General features: G+C 36.9%; 17 protein-coding genes. 11 read left to right on the forward strand and 6 right to left on the reverse strand.

Annotation, left to right across the window (positions count from 1 at the left end):
* Positions 1-866, forward strand: an 866-nt coding sequence (locus QM481_RS20210; protein ID WP_283383068.1) for a transposase, incomplete at its 5' end; no start/stop codon positions are given.
* Between the two features lie 146 nt (positions 867-1,012).
* Here QM481_RS20210 and QM481_RS20215 read toward each other — a convergent pair.
* Entirely contained in the window at positions 1,013-2,164 is a 1,152-nt protein-coding gene (locus QM481_RS20215; protein ID WP_166552718.1) for a LacI family DNA-binding transcriptional regulator, read from the reverse strand.
* 516 nt (positions 2,165-2,680) lie between these two features.
* On the opposite strand from QM481_RS20215, the gene uxuA reads away from it, so the two are divergent.
* The 9 genes from uxuA (at position 2,681) to QM481_RS20260 (ending at position 16,898) form a co-directional block, all read left to right on the forward strand.
* Positions 2,681-3,871 (forward strand): mannonate dehydratase, encoded by a 1,191-nt coding sequence (gene uxuA, locus QM481_RS20220; RefSeq protein WP_283383069.1) that lies wholly within the window; start codon positions 2,681-2,683, stop codon positions 3,869-3,871.
* A gap of 49 nt (positions 3,872-3,920) precedes the next feature.
* A complete protein-coding gene (locus QM481_RS20225; RefSeq protein WP_283383070.1) occupies positions 3,921-6,035 on the forward strand; it encodes an alpha-glucuronidase family glycosyl hydrolase in 2,115 nt (704 codons plus the stop codon).
* Between the two features lie 168 nt (positions 6,036-6,203).
* Entirely contained in the window at positions 6,204-6,956 is a 753-nt protein-coding gene (locus QM481_RS20230; protein WP_166552716.1) for an SDR family NAD(P)-dependent oxidoreductase, read from the forward strand.
* An 83-nt stretch (positions 6,957-7,039) separates the two neighbouring features.
* Entirely contained in the window at positions 7,040-8,083 is a 1,044-nt protein-coding gene (locus QM481_RS20235) for a glycoside hydrolase family 43 protein (protein ID WP_283383071.1), read from the forward strand.
* Positions 8,084-8,666: 583 nt separating this feature from the next.
* Entirely contained in the window at positions 8,667-11,084 is a 2,418-nt protein-coding gene (locus QM481_RS20240) for a TonB-dependent receptor (RefSeq protein ID WP_283383072.1), read from the forward strand.
* Between the two features lie 69 nt (positions 11,085-11,153).
* Positions 11,154-11,984, forward strand: a complete 831-nt coding sequence (locus QM481_RS20245; RefSeq protein WP_283383073.1) for an endonuclease/exonuclease/phosphatase family protein — start codon at positions 11,154-11,156, stop codon at positions 11,982-11,984.
* 1,445 nt (positions 11,985-13,429) lie between these two features.
* Positions 13,430-14,890, forward strand: a complete 1,461-nt coding sequence (locus QM481_RS20250) for a replication initiation protein (RefSeq protein WP_166552712.1) — start codon at positions 13,430-13,432, stop codon at positions 14,888-14,890.
* A gap of 50 nt (positions 14,891-14,940) precedes the next feature.
* On the forward strand, positions 14,941-15,918 hold the full coding sequence (locus tag QM481_RS20255; RefSeq protein ID WP_095163861.1) for a ParA family protein: 978 nt from the start codon (positions 14,941-14,943) through the stop codon (positions 15,916-15,918).
* A gap of 8 nt (positions 15,919-15,926) precedes the next feature.
* A complete protein-coding gene (locus QM481_RS20260; protein WP_283383074.1) occupies positions 15,927-16,898 on the forward strand; it encodes a ParB N-terminal domain-containing protein in 972 nt (323 codons plus the stop codon).
* A 202-nt stretch (positions 16,899-17,100) separates the two neighbouring features.
* Here the strand turns inward: QM481_RS20260 and QM481_RS20265 are convergent, their stop codons facing one another.
* Positions 17,101-18,729 (reverse strand): carboxylesterase/lipase family protein, encoded by a 1,629-nt coding sequence (locus tag QM481_RS20265; RefSeq protein ID WP_374760921.1) that lies wholly within the window; start codon positions 18,727-18,729, stop codon positions 17,101-17,103.
* 103 nt (positions 18,730-18,832) lie between these two features.
* Here QM481_RS20265 and QM481_RS20270 point away from each other — a divergent pair, with 103 nt between their 5' ends.
* The gene (locus QM481_RS20270) at positions 18,833-19,564 is read left to right on the forward strand and encodes an NUDIX hydrolase (RefSeq protein WP_166552709.1); all 732 of its coding nucleotides are present in this window, start codon (positions 18,833-18,835) and stop codon (positions 19,562-19,564) included.
* An 866-nt stretch (positions 19,565-20,430) separates the two neighbouring features.
* Here the strand turns inward: QM481_RS20270 and QM481_RS20275 are convergent.
* The 4 genes from QM481_RS20275 to QM481_RS20290 form a co-directional block, all read right to left on the reverse strand.
* Complete coding sequence (locus tag QM481_RS20275) at positions 20,431-20,799, reverse strand: hypothetical protein (protein WP_283383075.1); 369 nt, start codon at positions 20,797-20,799, stop codon at positions 20,431-20,433.
* Positions 20,800-20,891: 92 nt separating this feature from the next.
* Positions 20,892-22,265: a HAMP domain-containing sensor histidine kinase gene (locus QM481_RS20280; RefSeq protein WP_283383076.1), complete on the reverse strand. Its 1,374-nt coding sequence runs from the start codon at positions 22,263-22,265 to the stop codon at positions 20,892-20,894.
* Positions 22,266-22,267: 2 nt separating this feature from the next.
* Positions 22,268-22,957 carry a response regulator gene (locus QM481_RS20285; protein ID WP_283383077.1) on the reverse strand — a complete coding sequence of 230 codons (690 nt, stop codon included), beginning with the start codon at positions 22,955-22,957 and terminating at the stop codon, positions 22,268-22,270.
* A gap of 292 nt (positions 22,958-23,249) precedes the next feature.
* The gene (locus tag QM481_RS20290) at positions 23,250-23,870 is read right to left on the reverse strand and encodes a recombinase family protein (protein ID WP_166552705.1); all 621 of its coding nucleotides are present in this window, start codon (positions 23,868-23,870) and stop codon (positions 23,250-23,252) included.
* Between the last annotated feature and the right edge of the window lie 64 nt (positions 23,871-23,934).

Below are 23,934 nucleotides of genomic sequence, written 5' to 3' on the forward strand. Positions count from 1 at the left end.
AAGGCTACTATTCTCCCCCGAATAAACGTATTTGTGTTCCTGGTTATCATTGGACAAGTACGTTGCTCTCAGCTTTGGGTGAGTCTGTAAGTGTATGTCAAATGAGTTGGTGGACTACCAGAGGTAAATACAAGGAATATGGTCGAAACATTATTTTTCGGATGCTAGAAAAACTACAAAAACAAGTAGGAAAAGGCATCCTGCATGTGCTTGACCGTGGTTATGCAAATGAATGGACTATCGAGTGGTTTACGAACTTCGAACAAGATTTCCTAGTTCGATGGAAGAAGAATCATTTACTTATCCACTCAACTAAAGGTAAAAAGCAAACCCATCTTCTAGCGCGCTCTTTTAAAGCCAGAAGTAAAAAAATTGCGCTCGATTCTCAAAGAAAGATTCTCAAGAGCATTTCTATTGCTTGGGCTCAAGTTCAACACCCTAGTTTTGAAGATATTAACTTGTCTTTAGTGATAGTGAGAGATACCAAAAACTATCAGTCTCCACTATATTTATTAACCTCATTGCCTGTAGAATCAGCTAAGGAAGCTTGGGAAATATGTCATAGCTACATGCATCGATGGAATATTGAACAAGCGTTTAGATTCGCCAAAACCGAGCTAGCTATTGAATCACCTAGGTTATGGTTTTTCGAGAATACCCTTAAATTATTAGCTATTGTCACACTTATTTACGACTTCTTGATGAAACTCATCAGGAATTGGCCATCTATTATCAAGATAATCATCAAGCAATATGCCCATAGAACAGGAAATCGGTGCCAAAATGCTTTGACACCGATTTATCGATTGAGAACTGCCATCCAAAACATGCTATGGTGCTACTTCGCAATGCAAAATTCGGGATGACTCATGTTTTATTTAAACTCAAGGCTTATCAGAAATCTACTATTTTCTAACTAACTTGCTATTTATCTATTTTTGAAAATCTTCAAATCTTCAAATCTTCAAATCTTCAAATCTTCAAATCTTCAAATCTTCAAATCTTCAAATCTTCAAATCTTCAAAGAAGACTTTCTCACAACCAATTTCCCTTGTACGATAATATCTTCTGGTACAAAATTATCTCCATCGATAATATTATTGATGAGGGTATTAGCCGCTATTTCGCCCACTTGTAAAGGAAATTGATGAAAAACAGTTAAGGCTGGCTCTATTAATTCAGCAATTTGATCATCCCCAAAACCTGCCACAGCAATTTGCGCTGGAATTTTAATACCTCTCTTTTTCAATTCTACCATAAGCTCAATCGCATTGCCATGATGAACCGCAAAAATGGCATCTGGTGGCGATTCCAATGATAACCATTGATTCAGCGCATCAACAGCCTCGTTTTTTCTAAAACCTATGTGATAAACCAAATCAGGGTCGAAACTTAATCCGTATTCTTGTAAAGCAGATTTATATCCTTCAAATCGCTCCTGACTAATCAGTAGCTCTTTAGGACCAGCACAAATAGCAATACGTTTACACCCTTGCTTTATGAGATGTTCTACCAACAAAAAAGAACCTCTGAAGTTATCAAGAATCACTTTAGCGGTTGGAAGCTCATAGGCAACTCTATCAAAATGAACAATCGGAATACCTCTATTCAGATGGAGCTTAATATGCTCAAAAGAGGTTGTTTCGACAGAATGACTAATCAACAAACCATCTACCTGACTACTCATTAAAGCCTGAACATTGAGCGTTTCGGTCGAATGAGATTCATTTGACTGGCAAATCATCACTCGATAACCTGCATTACTCGCCACTTGTTGAATACCAGACAATACCCCAGCAAAAAATGGTCGCTGGATATCTGGAATCACCACGCCAATGGTATTTGTAGCTCCCCTATTGAGGCTTTGTGCCAACAAATTGGGACGATAATCCAGTTCTTGCGCTACCCTCAAAATCTCTTGTCGAGTATTTTCATTAATTTCCTTGCTATTATTTAAAGCTCTAGAAACAGTCGAAGGCGCAACGCCCAAGGCCTTTGCAATATCGACGATGGTCGTTTGGTGGTTTTTCTTAGCTGGCGTAACTGGTGTAGTTTGTACAGTGAAATAACTTTCGCAAGATTTACAAAGAAACCGCTGCTTGCCTCTTACAAAGCCTGCCTTTACCAAATTTTGTGTTTCTTGACAATTAGTGCATTGTATCATATAGTGTATGCTTGATTGTGTCTGAGTAAGTTTGTGGGTATTTTACCCGCAATAGTAAGCTATTTGCCGTAAGCCTAAAGTATAAAAGTGTTTTAAATAAATCATGAATACATTTTGCCTAATGCCTACGGCTTACAGCCTAATGCGTATTAATGTAAATGTAGAATAATTGCCTGAGTCAAATACTCCTTTACCTTTTGGCATATTTCTACTATCTCCAACCTCATTTTTGTATTTTTTTTATACATAACATCTACCTATTCTATCGTCAAAAATACAAGTAGATTCGCGTTTCTAAAAGTAGAACTTTTTATTGAATATAGCGATATATATCGGCTTCGTTTTCGAAAACGTTTGCGATATTTTTATAAAAATATATCAAGAAAAACTTTGTTTAATATAAAAATATAGCCTTACATTTAGTTCAAATCTCCCCAAATTAATATCAAGTATCGGAAATGATTTCCGAAAATCTTGAACTTTTTAAAGAAGTACTATTTCCAAAAACTACTGAGTATGATACATACTATGCGTTGGTTTGGCCCTAAAGACCCTGTCTCGCTCATGGATATTCGCCAGGCAGGGTGTACGGGGGTTGTTTCCGCTCTCCATCAAATTCCTGTCGGTGAAATATGGTCTAAAGAGGCCATTCAAGAAAGAATTCAAATCATTGAAGCTGATAATCAACAGTATTCATCCTTAAAATGGCTCGTTGTAGAAAGTCTCCCTGTGCACGAGGATATCAAAAAAGGACTTCCTTCTCGTGATTTATATATTGAGAACTACAAAACTTCTCTACGCAATTTGGCGGCGTGTGGGGTTACTATTGTTTGCTACAATTTTATGCCTGTCTTGGACTGGTCGCGCACCAAGCTAAATTATAGCATGCCAGATGGTTCTCAAGCCTTACGCTTTGTTTGGCAAGATTTCGCCTTGTTCGATTTATATATCCTTCAACGTCCCAATGCCAAAAATGATTATACGCAAGAGGTTCAGGAGGCTGCAAAAGCTAAATTCGAGCAAATGACAGAGGATGAACTCAAGGAGTTAACCAATACTGTTCTGCTAGGTTTGCCCGGCTCAGAAGAAGCATTTAGTCTTACTACTTTTCAAGGTTTATTAAACAATTACGCTCATATCGGTGATGCCGAACTTCGTGCTAATCTGTATTACTTTATTCAGCAGATTGCACCGTTAGCCCAAGAACTAGGCGTCAATCTATGTATTCACCCAGATGATCCTCCAAAATCATTGTTGGGCTTACCACGTGTCGTGAGTACCGAGTCTGATTTGGTACAATTGATGCAAGCATGCGACGTCACAGCCAATGGCATTACGTTTTGCACTGGTTCTCTGGGAGTTAGAGAAGATAACGATTTGGCAGGAATGATAACTCGTTGGGGACATCGTATCCATTTTTTGCATTTACGAACAACCAAAAGAGAAGAAAACCCTTTGAATTTTCATGAAGCTGCACATCTCACTGGCGATGTCGATATGTATGAGGTAGTGAAAGCGGTAGTTTTGGAAGAAAACAAAAAAGGAGCCGAACGTCAGATCCCAATGCGTCCAGATCATGGTCATTTGATGCTGGATGATTTGACTAACGGGAAAAAAACCTATCCCGGATATTCTGCCATTGGTCGATTAAAAGGGCTTGCAGAACTTAGAGGACTAGAATTAGGAATCAAGAGGAGCATATTGTAGTCCTTGACAATTGGCAAAATTAACTTCACAATTTGGCATCAATATTACTATGAGATATTTTAAAAAATTAATTATCATTCTACTTTTGAGCGTCACTCAATTGGCTCATGCGGATGATGGGTATAGGCTTTGGTTAAAATTTGACCTTGTTGCTAATATTCAACAAAGAAATAGCTATGCTCAAAAATGTCAGTTCATTTACTCTGATAATCAAGAAGTTATTACAAAAACAGCCCAAAAAGAACTGCAAGCTGGTTTGTCTGGATTATTAGGGAAAAAGATTTTGATTTTAACTAATCCAGCAGGAAAAAAGGGAGGTATCATTCTTCAAGTTATTCAAAATGAACAAACGAATCAACTTGCTGAAGATGGTTTTTCAATCCGTGAAGAAAATCAGAATATCGTCATTCGCTCTCGTACAGCTTCTGGCGTATTATATGGTTCTTTTGCTTTTTTGAGACAACTACAAAGTGGAAGTTCAATCGCACAAATCAATATCACGGATTCACCAAAAATCAAGTACCGAATGCTCAACCACTGGGATAATCCCCTTGGTACTATCGAACGTGGTTATGCGGGTTCTTCTCTGTGGAAATGGTATGAATTACCAGAAGTAATAGACCAACGATACATCGATTATGCTCGTGCAAATGCCTCAATCGGTATCAATGCGGTTGTTTTGAATAACGTTAATGCCAGTGCTAGGTTTTTGACCAAAGAATATATTGTAAAAGTAAAAGCCCTAGCAGATGTTTTTCGTCCTTACGGGATAAAGGTATTTCTTTCCTTAAATTTTGCAGCGCCAAAACTTTTGGGTGGTGCAAAAAACTCTGACCCAATGGCTCCAGAAGTAAGAAATTGGTGGAAAAATGTCACTAAGGAAATTTATGCTGCTATTCCTGATTTTGGAGGATACTTGGTAAAAGCTAATTCCGAAGGCGAACCTGGTCCTCAAGACTTTGGCAGAACTCATGCTGATGGCGCTAATATGCTTGCCGAAGCAGTAGCACCTTACAAAGGAATTGTCATTTGGCGTGCTTTTGTTTACGCCGCCGATCCTAAAGGCGACCGTTTCAAAGAAGCTTATAAGGATTTTAAGCCTCTTGATGGCACATTTGCTTCTAATGTGTTAGTACAGGTAAAAAATGGACCGATAGATTTCCAATCTCGTGAGCCATTCCATCCGCTTTTTGGTGCTATGCCAAAAACGCCTCTTGCTATGGAATTTCAGCTTACACAAGAGTATTTGGGTTTTAGTACCAATCTTGTGTACGAAGCACCACTTTTCAAAGAGTGTCTAGAAAGTGATACTTATTCAAATGGCAAAGGTTCAACAGTTGCAAAAATCGTTGATGGAAGTATTGATAATCATTCACTTACGGCTATAGCTGGTGTAGCGAATACAGGTTCAGATCGTAACTGGACGGGGCATTTAATGTCTCAAGCCAATTGGTATGCCTTTGGTAGATTGGCGTGGAATCATAGTCTTAGCTCTGAACAAATTGCTTCGGAATGGATAAAAGTGAGTCTAACTCAAGAGCCTAAAGCAGTTGCGACGATTCAAGATTTGATGATGAAATCACGTGAAATTTATGTGGATTTTACTACTCCTCTTGGTCTTCATCATGTAATGGGACAAAATATTCACTTTGGACCAGAACCTTGGCTAGAAAAAAGTGCACGCCCCGACTGGACCGCCATTTATTACCATCGCGCCGACTCTGTAGGTCTTGGTTTTGACAGAACTGCCCAAGGAAGTAATGCTCTTGGGTTATATGCCAAAGAAGTTCAAACTCAGTGGGGAAATCCAGATACTTGTCCTCTCCCCTATTTGCTCTGGTTTCACCATGTTTCTTGGAATAAAAAACTTAGTTCTGGCAAAACGCTCTGGAATGAGTTCAGTAGTCGCTATTACGCAGGTGTACAATCTGTCGAGTGGATGCAAAAACAATGGAATTCTGTTCAGTCTTCTATCGACCCACAAATATTTGCTGATGTATCTGGTCGATTAGCGGCTCAGCATCGTGAGGCACTGAATTGGCGAGATGCTTGCGTGTTGTACTTTCAACAATACTCAAAACAAGCCATTCCTGCCCCATATCAAGCACCATCCAGAACGCTCGACGAAATGAAAGAAATTGTTCGAATTTATCAACTTAAGTAATAGGCATTAAGCCTTGAGTAAATAGACATTCATTTTGCCTTTGTGGAAATAGCTCCATCAATGGTAATACCCTTACAGCATAACATTCAATTAAAATTTCGAGCTAATAATCTGTCAGTTCATATTTTAAATCAGAGTCTTAGCTCGACACCCAAACTTAATTACCTTATGAATTTTAGACTTGATAATAAAATTGCCCTTATTACTGGCGGCGGAAGTGGTATTGGCTTTGCCATAGCTCAATGTATGATTAACGCTGGTGCGACGGTTGTCATTACAGGACGTCGTGAACATGCACTTCAAGAAGCCGTTCAGCAATTAGGAGATAAAGCCAAATATGTGGTAAACGATGTAACTGTGCTTGACCAATTAGAAAACCTAGTTGAGCATATCGAAACACAAATCGGGACTATTGATATTCTCGTTAACAATGCTGGAATAAACATGAAAAAACCAGCCTTAGAAGTAACTGATGAAGAATTCCAAAGAATTATTCATACGAATCTTAACTCTGTATTTTCTTTAACAAGAGCTGTCGCTCAACGTATGGTGGGTCGTAAATCGGGAAATATTATCATGATTTCGTCTATGGCTGCCTATTATGGTATCGACCGAGTACCTGCTTACTCTGCCTCAAAACACGGCGTCGAAGGACTTGTAAAATCGTTAGCGATGGATTTATCTCCTAGCCAAGTTAGGGTCAATGCAGTCGCACCTGGCTTTATCGAAACAGCTATGATGCAAACAGCTATGAATAGCGACCCTGCACGTATGAATAAAGCACTTGACCGAACGCCTATGGGCTTTTTTGGAAAACCAGAAGATATTGGTACGGCAGTAGTATTTTTAGCTTCAGACGCTGCAAAATATATTACTGGTGCATCATTACCTGTAGATGGAGGCAATTCTATTGGTTTCTAAATAATATTGCTTTAACTTTGTATAAATAATTTATATACAAACATTTAAGTAAAATTTAAATATAATTATTTTGTATTATTAAAATGAAAATAAGAAGTTTAGGTATATATTCATCAGCATTTTTTTTGCTATCGCAAATCTCAATTGCTCAGCAGAAAAAGCAGCCTATTTCTCAACCACTCGTAAAGCATATCTATACGGCAGATCCTTCTGCGCATGTTTTTGAAGGAAAAATTTATATCTATCCTTCGCATGATATTGAAACGAATGTTAGTAGAGATGCAGATGGAGCCAAGTTTGACATGAAAGATTTTCATATTCTTTCAATGGATAAAATTGGTGGGAAAGTTACTGATCATGGCGTTGCTCTTGACTTGAAGGATGTACCTTGGGCTAGCAAGCAATTATGGGCACCAGATGCGGCCTACAAAAACGGGACATACTATCTATTTTTCCCAGCCAAAGACCAAGAAGGAATTTTTAGAATTGGAGTAGCAACTAGCAAAAAATCTTACGGTCCATTTAAAGCTGAGCCAAAACCCATCGAAGGTAGCTTTAGTATAGACCCTGCAGTTTTTAAAGACTCTGATGGTAGCTATTATATGTATTTTGGAGGTATTTGGGGTGGACAATTGCAACGTTGGAAAACAGGTAAATATGATGCTAATGGCGCTTTGCAAAAAGCGAACGAAAAAGCGCTACTACCCAAGATTGCTAAACTATCCTCTGATCTAAAAAGTTTTTCAGAAAGTCCAAAAGACATTCAAATCTTAGACGAGCAAGGAAATGTATTATTGGAGGGAAACAATGATAAGAGATTTTTTGAGGCTGCTTGGATGCATAAATACAAAGGAAAATACTATTTCTCCTACTCTACTGGTGATACTCATTTTATCAGTTATGCCACAGGAGATTCTCCCTATGGACCATTTACTTACAAAGGAGTTGTACTAAACCCTGTTGAAGGCTGGACAAACCACCATTCTATAGTTGAAGTAAAAGGGAAATGGTATTTGTTTTATCACGATGTTCAGCTATCGGGACAAACACACTTGAGAAATGTAAAAGTGACTGAATTACACCATAACCCAGATGGTACGATTCAGACGATTTCAGCATATAAATAATTACATACTCCGTTTTTAGTTTAAAGGGCAAAGTGTCATTCTGATACTTTGCCCTTTATTTTTCTCCCATAATCAAGGTGCAAAAGCTCATTGTGATACTTTGCCTACTAGTTTGAGGCTTTGTCTCGGGCTCACTATTGCTTCAGTTTTTAAAATGCAAAAAAATAAGCCCAAGAATAAGCCTTGGACTAGCAAGAAGATTTTTGCTATGCTAAGCAAAAGCTCATTGTGATACTTTGCTCACTAGTTCGAAACTTTGACTCGGACTCGCTATTGCTTTTGTTTTAAAACTGTTTGAAAAAATAAGTCCAAGAATAAGGCTTGAACTAGCAAGAAGATTTTTGCAATGCTAAGCAAAAGCTCATCGTGATACTTTGCTCTCTAGTTCGAGGCTTTGTCTCGGACTCACTATTGCTCCAGTTTTTAAACTGTAAAAATATGTCTGAGAATATGACTTCGGCTAATAACAAGATTTTTCGAAACTAAGCAAAAGATCATTGTGATACTTTGCCCTTTATGCAAGGATAGAGTCTAGCATTTTACTTTGTATTTTTGTGTATCCAATTAAAATACTATTTAACTTATGAAATTTACTTTTACCTTTCTTTTTGCTTTCATTTCTATTCTTGTCAGTATTCCGCTTTATTCTCAAAATAAAGCCACCATTAGCGGGAAAGTTATTGATTCAAAGACTTCTGAAATCATGTCTTATGCAAGTATTCGTGTACTTGATGCAAAAACTGATAAACTAATCACAGGAGGAATTACCACCGAAAAAGGCACTTTCTCACTCCAAGTTCCCTATGGAATTTATGTTGTGGCTACTGAATTTATGGGCTACAAAATCTGGAAATCCGATATGCTAACCCTTGATAAATCAAATGCAGCGATTAATCTTGGTAATATTCTCCTCCAAACACAAAGTCAACAACTTACGGAAGTGGAAGTGCGTGCAGAAAAAAGTACGATGGAAATGGCATTAGATAAAAGAGTCTTCAACGTCGGAAAAGATTTAGCCAATGCTGGTGGTACAGCCAGTGACATTCTTACCAATATTCCTTCGGTATCTGTTGAGCCAGATGGCGGTATCAAACTCCGTGGAAGCGACAATGTTCGTATCTTGATCGATGGAAAACCGTCAGGATTGGTAAGTTTCAAAGGTGGTGCAGGACTTCAATCTTTACAAGCAAGCATGATTGAGCGGGTAGAAGTAATTACGAATCCTTCGGCACGATATGAAGCAGAAGGTATGGCTGGCATTATTAATATTGTTTTGAAAAAAGATAAAAAACAGGGTTTCAATGGTTCATTTGATGTGATTACAGGTTATCCTGTCAATGAAGGGTTGGGTATTAATATGAACTACCGTCATCAAAAGCTAAACTTTTTTCTCAATTATGGCATCGCATATCGTATTACGCCCAATATTGCCCATAATTTTCAACAAGTATTTAATGGTGACACAACCGTTATTTCGGACCAAGATAGAAACGGTAACCTCAAGGGCTTTAATAATAACATTCAAGGGGGTTTGGATTATTTCTTTTCTGAAAAAAGCTATTTGACTGCATCCTATTTATTCCGTCGCTCAGATGCTCGTAGAATTACAGATTTAACTTACAGAGATTATTATAATTCATTAAGTAATCTCATCAGAACAACATATCGTCAACAAGACGAAAAAGAAACCGAACCAAACTCGGAGTATGCTTTAACATATCGTCGAGATTTTGATAAGAAAAATCATAGCTTTTCTGCTGAAGTACGCTATATCGATAATTGGGAGCGCTCTGACCAATTATTTACCCAAAATGCGTTTATGCCAAACGGCTCAATTGATAAAGCCCAAACTTTGCTACAAAACTCCTTGAATGATGAATATGAAAAGCAATGGCTATTTCAAACGGATTACTCAAAACCAATCCACAAAGATGGAAAAGTGGAAGTAGGAGCAAGAGCCAATTTTAGAGATATGGTCAATGATTATGTGGTAAATCAACAAAATGAAAATGGTGTCTTTGTACCATTGCCAGGATTAAAAAACTATTTTATCTATACCGAAAACATCAATGCAGTGTATGGAATCGTAGGTGACAAATACAAAAAACTATCCTATCAAATTGGATTGAGAGCTGAATGGACGAATGTGAAGACTACCCTACGAGAAACCAATGAAGTAAATCCTAGAAATTACTCAAATCTATTCCCAAGTGCCCATATTGCTTGGGAGATGCCCAACGAAAACTCCCTACAATTTAGCTTTAGCCGTCGGGTAAGAAGACCTTTTTATAATGATTTAAGTCCTTTTGCAACGTTCTCGGATAGTCGCAACTTTTTTGGGGGTAATCCAAATCTTAATCCAGAGTTTACAAATGCTTTTGAAATTGGTCATATCAAATACTTTAAATTTGGGTCTTTAAGTTCATCTTTGTTCTACAGAGATACCAAAGACAAAATTCAAACGATTAGAAGTGTGAATGATTTGGGATTTGCTACAACAAGACCTGAAAACTTAACGGGAGAAAAATCATTTGGCTTAGACATCGCTTCACAAGTCAATTTTTACCAATGGTGGAAAAGTGATTTCAGTTTTAGTATTTTCAATGCCGACATGGATGGAAGTAATATCGACGAAAATTATAAACGAAATACTCAAAGCTGGTTTGCAAGACATACCTCAAAATTTAGTTTGCCCAACCGCCTAGATATTCAGGTAAGAGCCAATTATGAAGCGCCGCAAAAAACGGTACAAGGCCGACGACTCTCCATGTATTATATCGATTTTTCAGTAAGTAAGGAGGTCTTTCAAGGAAAAGGGACACTTAATTTGAATATTATGGACATTTTCAACACTAGAGTTTCTCGCTTTGTGACTGAAGGAGCCAATTTTATTACCGACGGAAGCTCTCAATTTAGAAGACGACAAATTAATCTTACGCTCAATTATAGAATCAAAAATGCGAAAAAAGTAAAAAGTATCATCAGTGACGAAACCAACTAGGCAAAAGCTCATTGTGATACTTTGCCCCAAACACTCAATTTTTATATCAACTAAAACAAATCTCATCTTATGAAAAAAATCCTCGGACTTATCGCAGGCTTGCTTTTAATGCAAGAAGCTTCATCTCAAACACTCAATGTTGCCACTTATAATTTAAGACTCAACACGGCTGGTGATGGTATCAATGCTTGGCCAAACCGAAAAGAGGAAGTAAAAAAACTAATTCGTTATCATGAATTCGATATTTTCGGAACGCAAGAAGGCTTTGCAGGTCAATTAAAAGACTTGGTCGAAATGCCTGAATATACTTACACAGGCGTAGGACGTGATGATGGTAAAGAAGCGGGAGAGCATTCTGCCATCGTGTATAGAAAAGATAAATTTAAGCTATTAGAACATGGGGATTTTTGGTTGAGCCAAACACCAGATAAACCCTCAAAAGGCTGGGATGCTACCTGTTGCAATCGTATTTGTTCTTGGGGAAAATTTAAAGAGATTAAATCAGGTAAAACATTTTATTTCTTTAGCGTGCATTTTGACCACCAAGGCGTTGAGGCTCGTCGTCAATCAGGCTTCTTGATGGTTCAGAAAATTAAGGAGATTGCTAAAAACACGCCTGCAATTTGTGTAGGAGACTTCAACTCTACTCCAGATACAGAGCAAATCAAAATCATGCAAGCTTCATTGGGCGATTCGTACTTAGTGACAAAAATGCCTCCTTATGGTCCTGTGGGTACGTTTAATGGTTTCAAACATGATGCTCCGCTCAAAGATAGAATCGATTATATTTTTGTAGATAAGCATTTTGAAGTATTAAAATATGCCGTTTTAACAGATGCTTACGACAACAAATACCCTTCTGATCATCAACCTGTGGTGATAAAAACAGTGTTCAAATAATTTCAAATCCCATCAAAAATAGACCTTTGATGGGATTTTTTTTGCCTAATGTCAGTACCAAAACCTTACATAATTTAGTCATTTTAGTCCTCAAAAATCAATCAAATTTTCTAAAATCACACTTCAAAAGTTATATTATTGAGGCTTCTAAATATAACTTTTGAAGTGTGAAAGAGGGGCAAAGTATCACTGTGGCACTTTGCTTTTCTGCTTAATTTTCTTAAAATCGCCATTTTTGCCAGCTTCTTATAATTTCTTGATTTTCAGAAACAACAGCGTAAAGTATATCAAGTTTTATAAAAAATTGAAAAAACTAACTACAACTTTTTAGCATAATTGTTTGAAAACCTATTTGTTAAAAGCAGTCCTCTCGATATCCAACTTTCAATATTAACGTCATAATACTTTCACCTTCAAGCTCTGCCAATACTTGTTCTTTAATGAATCTAGAACACTGCAATAAACCAATCCCACAGGATTCGTTAAAATTTTGTAAACAGTGTACTTGTGAACGATACAACGTTAATGACTCCTTCAAGGCGCAAGTATCATCATAGAACTGTTTTATTCCTTCGAGCAAAGTATCACGATGATACTTTGCTCGAAGGAATGAGGATATTGATATGAAGATTAAAATCCTCAGAAAATTTTGATTCAACTTGCTTTCTAAGATTTTTATTCAAGTCATTTAAGTAAAACCTCCATAAACCACGTTTTTTAGCAACAATTTAAGTTTAAGTGAAGTATTTACCCACAAGAACTATAAAAGTGTCTTAAATCGAAGATTTCAAGGCAAAAAAGCACTAATTATCTAGTGACTCTACAGACTAAACAAAATAGAGTACTTTTTAACCATAACTTTTAGAGTGTTGCCGCAAAGGATTAAATTTCGCCCAAATATTTTAAATATAACTTTTGAAGTGTTGGCGCAAAAATTCTTATTTCACACAAAGTAGGAGTTTTACAAAAAAAAGTGGATTTTGACTTTAAAAGTATCCTTTATTTTTATCCAATTTTTTTTCTTCAAAAAACAATCAAAAAAATCTCACTTTTTACATTTGAGAGTATTTCTTTTTTATTTCCTTAAGTATTTCCTAATATTTCCTCCTGTGTAACTAATTGATTTTCAGTTTTTTACATAGTGTTAATGTAACTTTTAGAGTGCTTAATATAACTTTTGAAGTGTCAAGTATAACTTTTAGAGTGTGTTAATATAACTTTTAGAGTGTGTTAATATAACTTTTGAAGTGTCAAGTATAACTTTTAGAGTGTTATTTGTAATATCGGAAAAATACAATTTCTAGGAACATTCATAAACCTAGCAATGATACAATTTTGAATCTATTTTACTTGCATTAATAAAATATTCTTGTAATTTTGATACAAAATTGAATCACTATTTTTGATATATATAAATTTTGAAAGAATATGATGAGAGATTAACTATGAAGCAAGGTATTAAAAAGAGAACTACCCAAGAAAACAAAGAAATAGAAGCATTGGAGCGAATCTCCAGTAGTTCTTATATGGTGGTGTTGGGAAATCCATTGCTCAATGCAAGGTTTGACTTAACAGCCTTTCAAATGAAGATTTTTCACTTTTTGGTTTTAAATACAGACCAGACTTCATCTGGTTTTAAGGTGACCAAAGTGAAGGTTTCGGAAGTATCTCAGTTTCTAAAAACAAAAACTAGTGATTATCTCTACAACCTGTTGGAAAAGGAGTCACGGAAGTTGATGAAAAAAGAAATCTTCTTGGAAGATGAACGGGGGTGGAAAGTGGCCAATATTTTAGCACAAATTGAATATCACAAAAAAGAAGGCGCATTTAGTTTTTTGTTCCCTCCAATGTTGGATGCCTATTTGTTGCAACTCAAAAAGAATTTTACTTACATCGATGTGCGCAACATCGTGTCGATGGATAGTGTGTATGCTATTCGGTTTTATGGTTTTTGTAAAGAGTTTGAGCGTTTCGGCAAGTTTCAATTTACTGTAGAAGAAATGCGTCGGATGTTTAATCTCGAAAACAAATATGAGTTATACGGTTTGTTTAAGCAAAAAGTAGTTGTCAAAGCGCAAGACGAGCTGATTAAAAACTCTGATTTGATTTTTGATTTCAATGAAATCAAAGAAGGCAAAAAAGTAGTAGCTCTGCAATTTGTGATTCGGAAAAACCCTAACAAAACGCAAGCTCAGTTGGAAGTAGAGACTAATCCAACGAGTCAAGAAGCAGAAGATTCAAATTATGAAGTGGTTGAGTCAAATACCCAACCCAATTTTGAGTCAAGTACTTTGCAGAGACTTTCTGGAATAGTACAAGTTTGGGGGATAGACTCGTCGACGTTGCAAAATTGGCTTGAGCAATATCCTATCGAACAGGTGATTTTGGGCGTGGAATACGTACAAACAGAACTGGAAAAAGAGCCCAAGAAAATCAAGAATATTCCCGCATATCTCAAAACCATTGTTAGCTCATCGCAATTGGTAGAGCGCCAAAAGGCTGTAGAAGAGGAAAAGAGAGTATTGAAAGCGGTATTGAAGAAGTCTGAAAATGAAAAACTTCAACTTGAGCAACTTAAGCAACAGCAAGATGATTTTTTGCATGAAGTGTACAAGCAAAAGAAAAAATTGGTGTTAGAGTCACTTCAACAGAATCATCAATTGTATCAAAGAGTATTGAATTCGCTCAATACTTCTGCTTTTTCTGCGATTTATTATGACAGCTACGTATCCAAAGTAGGTACAGAAATTAGCCTTGATAGCTTTTTGGCCTATTTTAATGAAAACACAGGATTTGAAGCAATAGTCATTACAACGCTCGAACATTACCACGATTTGAATCTGTTTGAAGGTTTAGTGAAACATTACGGCGCCCAAGCCAAAGCATTAGGGTTAAATTATTTCTAGAAAATCAACACATTATTTGATCAGAGTATCAAGTTTACGAAACAATATTTATGAGAAGCAACCTGACTTTAGAGAAAATAGTCTCTTTCTTTCGTCACAATCCATCCCTCAGTGTCAATGGAGTTAATGACGAAGCAGGATTACCCAAACGCAAATTAGACTTAGTTTTCAATTCGAATGGTTCTCGAAAACTCAGTGAAGACGATTTGGCCAAATTAGAACCTATTTTACGCAAGTATGGCTATAACGAATACCTCTATCAAAGTGCTCGCGTAATCTCGATTGTAAATCACAAAGGTGGAGTTGGAAAAACTACCACGACAGCCTGTTTGGGTGAAACACTAGTAAGAAAAGGCTTTAAGGTATTACTTATTGATTTTGACCCACAAGGTAACTTATCTCAAATTTTGGGCATTGAAAATCCTGAATTGCAAATTGCAGATTGCCTATTTACCGATATCCAATTACCTACAGTTCAGATTTTAGAAAACCTTTGGTTAGCTCCATCCGATATTACTTTAGCAGAAATTGAGGTTGATTTGTTATCAAAAGTAGGAGGTGACGTTCGATTAAAGCATAAAATTGAGCCGCTTTTGGAGGAATACGACTATATTCTCATCGATTGCCCTCCAAGTTTGAGTAAGTTGACCGTATCAGCACTGAATGCATCCAACTCTACCTTGATTGCAATGCTTCCTGAGTCATCGTCTTTGAAGGGACTCAACTCTTTGTTAAACCGTATCAGCGAAGTAAAAACGCATACCAATCGTGACTTGACCTTGGATGGGATTGTTTTTACGATGGTCAAAAAGAATACCGTTCACGATGGCTTCAAAGAAGCGTTGAGAGCTAACATGGGAAGTGATTTTAGGGTGTTCAATACCGAAATTAGACACTTGATTGATTTTCAGAAATCTCAGGCTTTACAAGCTACCTTAGGAACATTGAATGCGTCGTCGGAAGCCTATAAATGTTACAAAGATTTTTGTGATGAATACGTTGAATATTTGCAAGTGATTAATAACTAACAAGGGGTATGAAAGGGATAGATTTTAAAAAACAGGTAGCTATTAATACTGCTAATACGCTCAAAAACAATAAGTTAATTTCATCTGAGAATGTAAAAAAAAACCTTTTGGTTTTACCAGAGCTCAAAGAATTTATTCCGAGTTTGAGCGCCGAAGAATATAAATCTTTAGAAGATAGCATTATTGCCAATGGTTGTCGTACACCGTTGTTGGTTTGGGATACAACACAAGGAGTAATCAATCCAAGCCATCCTACGCCTAGTGAGCCTGCTTTTGTGTTGTTTGATGGCCATCACCGTTATGAAATTTGTCAGAAAAATAGAGTCGATTTTCAAATTGACTTGATGACTTTTCCTTCGATAGACGAAGTAAAAGATTTTATGATTGACTTTCAGGTAGGACGCCGAAATATGACTGTCGAGCAGCTTTCGTATTTTAGAGGTCTAAAGTATCAACGTATGAAAAACCGCCAAGGTGGTTTGCGCGGTACCTACACCGATATTGTAGATACAGCATCTGTGTTGGCTGAGGAATTTAAAGTAAGTCCTGCCACCATTAAACGTGATGCCGTTTTTGCGCAAGGAATTGACAAAATGCAAGGTGCCTTAAAACAGCAAGTTTTAGAAGGAAGCAAAAAAATTGAGAAAAAACTGATTCAACAATTAGCCAAAGCTACTGTAGAAAAACCCGTAGAATCACTAGAAGAACTTCAGGCGGTAGTCTCAAATAAGTCTCAAGAAATAGCTCAAACCAATTCTATTAAACAAACAGAAGCATTGAAAAAAGTAAGTGCTAGCATGAAAAAAGCAAATGTAGCACACTTGAGTTTGATTGTAAGAGGTAGTTTTATTCTAGAAAATGGACTAGAAGCGGAGTGGAGACATTTACGAGAACTAGGCGAAGGTGTAATTATTGAGCCAGATTTTCAAGATGAAATCTCTTTTCCTGAAGCAATAGCATTGGGTTTGATAAAATTGTAATAGAGTGAACAGGGACAAAGTGCTAGCGGCACAAAGTGAGTTTTATTCACTCACTTTGTGCCGCTAGCACTTTTTGGGGTTACTGGGTAAAATTCCAGCTTTAAGCTCTAGACTTTGTACCGTATGCTAAAAACTTGTGGAGTATGGAAGCTTTTCTTCATACTGCCTATGGCTTACGGTCTAAAGCCAAATAATTAAGATATTATTTCTTCAGAAAATCTTTATCTAAAAAGAAATATCTCGCTTCATTTTCTGAACGAACTGCCTTTGTATTGGCATTAATGATTAACACTTCTGGCTTTTCTTCATTCTTGGCTGCTGGCCAATTTGGCAATTTTTCACCGTTTGGATTGCCTGTTTTGATGAAATTAGCAAAATAATTCATCATCGTTTCCGATACTTTATAGTCGTCCTCTGTCCAAGCATATACCTTGTTGGTCGCTAAATTTCCCATAGCATATTCTATCTCGGCTGAGTGAACAGCACCTTTAGGCTTCGGAGCTTTTGGGGCATTTTTGTCTTTTTTGATTACGCCACCTGCTAAACCCGCTTCCAAATCGCTTTCACGCATATCTGGACGAGGTTGTGCGTAGAAATAACGATACACAGGTTGCTCGCTATTTTTTCTATGTAAATCAAACCATTTCCAAGTACTAAAACCAATAAAACGGTCGCCAGCCAAATCTGTTGCAGATTGTTCAGTTACTTCTGGAGCTCCCGATGGATAAAGTCTTAAAACTTCTTCAGCTTTAGCACCGTATAATTCTTTTACACGCTGGGCATAATTTTCATTGTTCAACTCTTTGCCAGCCATAAGAGCACGGTAGTTCATTTCCTCCGAATTCCAGCCTAGCATCAATGGAACCATTGCTTGTTGTTTTGACTCAAAAATTTCGGTAAAAGTTTTCGGGAAAAAATACCCATCTAGCGTTGTTCTGAAACCAGCATTTTGTGCTCTATATTTTTGGTATAGCTCAAAAGTAGATAGCGCACGCAAATCTTTTAATGATTTAGCGCCTGCTTTTGTCGCAAAATCAACTCCGAGTTTTTCGGCATCAGCCAAAGGAGTTGCGGTTAATAACGAGCCACTTTCGCCAATAGCTCCTGCAATGAGATTTTTGGATAGGGGAGAAGCCATTTGAGCACTTACCGATGCCGAACCAGCTGATTCGCCTGCAATAGTTACTCTTTTGGGATCGCCTCCAAATTTGGCAATATTAGCTTGTACCCATTTCAAGGCTGCGTTTTGGTCAAGTAAGCCATAATTACCCGAGCCTTTATATGACGTTTCTTTACTTAATTCAGGATGTGAGAAAAATCCGAAAATATTCAGACGATAATTGACGGTTACTGTTACAATTCCTTTTTTTGCCATATTTTCGCCATCATAACGATATTCTGAACCATCGCCAGCAGCAAAACCACCGCCATAGAAATATACCAAAACAGGTAATTTTTCGTCATTTGACTTGGCAGGTGACCATACATTTAGGTAAAGGCAGTCTTCGCTCATGCCGTCGCTGCGGAAACCCATGTCACCAAACAAAGCAGGTTGTACTGCTCTTGGACCAAATTTCTTAGTTTGGCGAACGCCCGACCATTTATCAGGTGCTTGTGGAGCTTTCCAGCGAAGGTCGCCAACAGGTGGTTTGGCAAAAGGAATACCTTTGTAACTCTGAATGCTGTTGCGAACGTCAAATTCGCCTTCAATGATTCCTTGTTCAACATTCACTTGAACAGGGAAAGCGTAAGCATTTTCGGCATGTTGTGCCATAGAGATGCTGGATGCGCACAAAGCAATCACAGCAATACTAGATTTGAGGATTTTCATTGGATATTGTTCTGAATGTTTTATTATTGTCTCATTTGCTGACAATAGTAGTTTGAAAAACTAAATAATACAATTATTTCACAGATTTTTTTTATATTCGACAATGGATAAAGTAAATATTACACAGGTGGTTTCGGCGAAGGAAGCGGGATATTTAGCACATATAGCTTATGATTCGGTAATTTTTGGCTTCGATGGCAAGCAATTAAAGATTCTTATTTCGGAGTATCATAATACTAAATTGTTTGCCTTACCAGGCGGTTTTGTTAAAATCAATGAGAGTCTCGACGATGCTGTTCGTCGTGGACTTCGAGAGCGTACAGGCTTAGACAATATCTATTTGGAGCAGTTTCATGTTTTTGGAAGCCTCGAAAGATATATTCCTGAGGCGATGGAAATGATTATGAATGGGGGTGGAAATAGCCCTGTAGAGGATTGCTGGTTATTAGATCGGTTTATTTCGGTGGGATATTATGCCTTGATAAATTACGAAGGTGTAAATCCACAGCCAGATGAATTATCTGACAGTTGTTGTTGGTATAATATTGACCAACTTCCTACACTTATGCAGGATCATAACATGATCGTCGCAAAGGCACTTGAGACATTGAGAGATAACCTAGATAAAAAATTGGTGGGTATGAACCTTTTACCAGAAAGATTTACCATGAAAGAGTTGCAGACAGTATATGAGTTGATATTAGGTCAAAATATTCGACGAACGACTTTTCAGCGTTCTATGTTGGCAAAAGGAATTTTGAACAGGCATGAAAAACAATTTACAGGAAAATCCCACAAAGCACCATTTCTTTATAGTTTCAAGAAAGATATTTAAAGCTTTAGCATGCAGATACTTGAATTAATGTATAAATATTATTTATGATTAGCTTATAAAATATAAATAAAAATATATAAAAAGCATTGTACATCTTTGTAATGTCAAAGATAGGTTTATTAGGAACATGAAGTTCTCAATGAGAACAAATGCCTCAGAGTAATTCGTTAATATCGGGTTAGTAATTCCAGACTTCAGATGAAGTTGGAGAAAAAGGTGACTTAAGCAATTAGGTCACCTTATTTTTTTATCTTGAAAAATAATTAGCTGTGTTTCAATGAGTAATGATATGAGAGTTTTCCGTTTGCCAGAAAGCTATTCTAACTCCATTCCAGAAGCTCCAATACAATAGAAGGTAATAAAATAGTGGGCAAAATTAAAATAATTTTACCCGCATTAAGCTCTATGCTTTAAGCTGTAAGATAAAAGTTGAAAAGAACTTCTGATGAGATAATTAAAGCTTTTTTGCCTAATGCATACGGCTTACTGCCTAAAGCATATTAATGCAATTTTATTTTGCATTAATACTAATCTTCCTCATATCAATTGCCGTAAAAAAAGATGCACTGTTTCGAGCCAAGTGGTCTAACAGTGCTTTTTACCAACAATTTAATATGAATATTTTTAGCTGCTCAATTCGTATCATGTCACCAATGTAGCTGATCATCGGCATAGTGTATTTTCGATAAATTATTTTGCTTAAAAATGGCGTAGAACTACACTGAACAGGTTAATTAGAATCAATCAATGAGGTAATAAATCAATATTGCTAGTGGATTTGTACAGGTAATATTTAGGAAAAAGGCTTGTCGAAATACTTTTCAGCACCAACAAGCCTTTAAATCAACTAACTCTATACAATGATTTTAGTTTTTATCTACCCCCTCTGCTTTTACTGCAATCTCTTTCTCAACCGAAGCAGAGTTGGTAGTGTTTGTATGTGGCATTTTATAGTTTTTTACATTGGCTAATTCTTCTGGACTTTTGCCATAATCAAGCAAAAGTTTTTTCTCAGTAGCTTCATTAGCAATTTTTTTGTAATCTCTGTTTGTTTTTCCAACTACCACAAAAGCTGTATTGTGATTCTTTTCGGCTTGTTTTTTTGCAGCCGCAGCTTTGTTGGGATGTTTGTAGTTGTGTGTACTATAACCTGGGTCGCTGGTCCAAGTATTTTGTGCTTCTGCTGCTAAGTTGGCAGTCAAAATTAAAGCGAGTGCATATATCCAAGTTTTCATGACGAGATTGTTTAATGGTTCTTTGTTTTTGTTTCTGTTACAAAGATGCAACCTCGACATTAGGACAACTTCAGACTCAGCTTAGAACGAAATTAGATTTTACCTTTTAATCTATAAGGTAAAGATACAGTGAATGTTGTGCCCTGATTTTCAGATGATTCTACCTGAATCTGACCCTGATGCAGTTCTACAATTTTCTTTACCAGAGATAACCCTACACCATGCCCTGGTGTATTTCGAGCGTTGGAACCACGCTTGAAAGGCTCAAAAATTTCTTGAATTTCTTTTTCAGGAATTACTTTACCTGTATTCTGGACAGAAACTTTTGCACCATCGTCTACACATTCAATTTTGACAGAAACGGTCTTATTATCTGAAAATTTTGCCCCATTTTCTATCAAATTAATCAAAGCCGTGTAAAGCAATGCTTCATGAGCATATAGCTCGGGCATCATATCTTTATCCTGTTCAAGAAATAATAAAACCTCATATTCGGGCTTTTTTTCAGTTAGCTCTTGACGTACACTCCAGAGTAACTCAGTTAGATTAACTAAGTTGTACTTGAGCGGAATCTGATTAGAATCCATGCTAGCAATATCTAAAAGACCGTTTGCCAGTTTGTTGAGCTGTTGAACATCCTCCAAAACTGACTGTATCATTGCCTTTAATTCTTCTGGAGAATCATCTGCTAATAAGGATACCTGAATTTGTCCTGTAATAGCAGTCAAAGGCGTTCTTAATTCATGTGAGGCGTGTGCCACGAATGATTTTTGTAGACGAAATGCTTTTTGCAAACGCTCTAACATCTGATTAAAACGTAGTGACAATTGTGCAATTTCGTCGGTTCTATTTCCTTCATCCAATCGCAAATCCATGTTTGATGCCGTAATGGTATCGAGTTGTTTGATAATACGATTGATAGGCTGTAGTGCACGTCCTGCAAAAAACCATCCTGCAAAAAACACCACTAAAGTTGTCAATAGGCAGCCCGTGATGAGCATAATGGCTAAATTTCGCTGTTTACTCAGACCATAAACATCTACTGCCGATGAAAAAATTAGTAACTCTTTTGTTCCTACATGGTATCTAAATCCAAATATTTCACCTTGACCTACTTGCCAATAGATTTCTCCATTTCGAATAACTTCATCTAAGCGTTCGGTAGGAATATTAAAGTAATCCGTACCACTTTCGTAAAGGATTTTTTTATTTTTATCAAAAATGACTACCTCTTCTTTATCGAGTACAGTCATTTGGTTTTTATCTAAAAGTTTTAATAACTGAGGACTCAGTTTTTCGTTGCCAAAGAGCGCTTCAGCAGAGGTAATTCCCTCGTGTTTAAGACGATTGCTAAAGATAGTTTGTCGGTGAAGTTCTTCTTCCCAATACAAAAAAGTGCTAAAAAGAACCAACAAGGCCACCACGATGCTACTAAACATCACGATGAGTCGAGTGCGAATCGTCATAGTTATTTTGCTTTTAGAACATATCCCATACCTACAACTGTGTGAATGAGCTTGTTTTCGAAGCCTTTGTCCACTTTATTTCTGAGGTAATTAATATATACCTCAATAAAGTTGGTACCTGTATCAAAATTGATGTCCCACACGTTTTCGGCAATGTCAACTTTCGAGATTACACGACCACGATTACGCATTAGGTATTCAAGTAGACTATATTCCTTGGCAGTGAGTTCAATCTGTCTTCCACCTCGAAAGGCAAGTTTTTGAGCAAGATCTAACTCTAAGTCTGCTACTTTCAAAATTTCATTGGGTGATGTAGAAGAAGGGGTGCTGCGTTTGAGAAGTGCTTTGACTCTCACTAATAATTCCATGAAGTCGAAAGGTTTTACGAGATAATCGTCTGTACCCACTTCGAATCCACTCAATTTGTCGGCCATACTTCCCAGTGCTGTAAGCATTAAAATAGGCACTTGGGTATTACTTTCACGTATTTTGGCACAAACGTCCAAACCACTCATATCGGGCAAACCAATGTCTAGAATTACTAAATCAAATGTATGCTTCGAAAATACGTCGATGGCTGTTTGACCATCTTCGGCGATTAATGCTTCAAAGGATTGGGTTTCAAGTCCTTTTTTGATGAAATTAGCTACCTTCTGCTCATCCTCTACAATCAAAATGTGCTGTTTCTCCATGATATAATTTTAATAAGTAATTGGTTTTGTTTCTATTATCTGTTTCGAGCTATCAGGTAGTCATTTTCTGACATGACCTTTTGTTGAAATACCTCCGACTTTTGCTCGATTGGTTTATATTCACAATAAAAGTTTAGGAGTTAAGCCATGAGTGTTGAAACGATTACTGATACATGAAAATATACTAATGGCTTAATCACCTAAATCTTAATACCAACCCTAATTACTTGGTCACAAAGGTAAAACACAGGCTTTAATACATTGGTATAAAGTGCATTAGAACGAGATTAGATTATTGGGTATCATCTTTGCGTCGTGTTCGTTTTTTGGTAAATCCTTGAACCTTAACACCTGCATGCGCTAAGATTTTGTAAAAAGTGCGACGACTTCCAATTTTGAAGAACTTCATAATTTGCGTTGTCGAGAGTTTTTGAGCATCGTAAAGTTCTTTTACAGCTGGAGCAATATCTTGGTATTTAGGTAATAAACCTTTAGGACGACCACCCATACGTCCACGAGCACGAGCCGAAGCCAAACCTGCCTTAGTTCTTTGCACAATGATATTTCTTTCATGTTCGGCCAACGCACAAAAAATTTGGAAGACCAGAATTCCACTTGGTGAGGTAGTATCAATAGGGTCGTTGAGAGAAACAAGGTTGATTTTGCGCCTTTCTAATTCTGCAACCAAATCAATCAAATGCTTTGTTGAGCGACCCAAGCGGTCGAGTTTCCAGATAACAACAGTATCACCCTCTCTCACAAATTTCATCATTTCTTCAAATTCTGGTTTGTGAGCTTTCAAGCCAGAAACTTTGTCTGTAAAAATATTTTCACAGCCATATTTTTTTAATGCATCAATTTGTAGGTCGAGCGTTTGTTCTTGTGTACTTACACGTGCATAACCGATTTTCATATTGTATCAAGTATGTCGATAAAGCTCTGATTGAAAGAGGGTAATCTTTCAACAAAAATTTATC

Origin of the sequence: Flectobacillus rivi (genome assembly GCF_030056655.1) — a bacterium.
GTDB classification, from domain to species: Bacteria; Bacteroidota; Bacteroidia; order Cytophagales; family Spirosomataceae; genus Flectobacillus; species Flectobacillus rivi.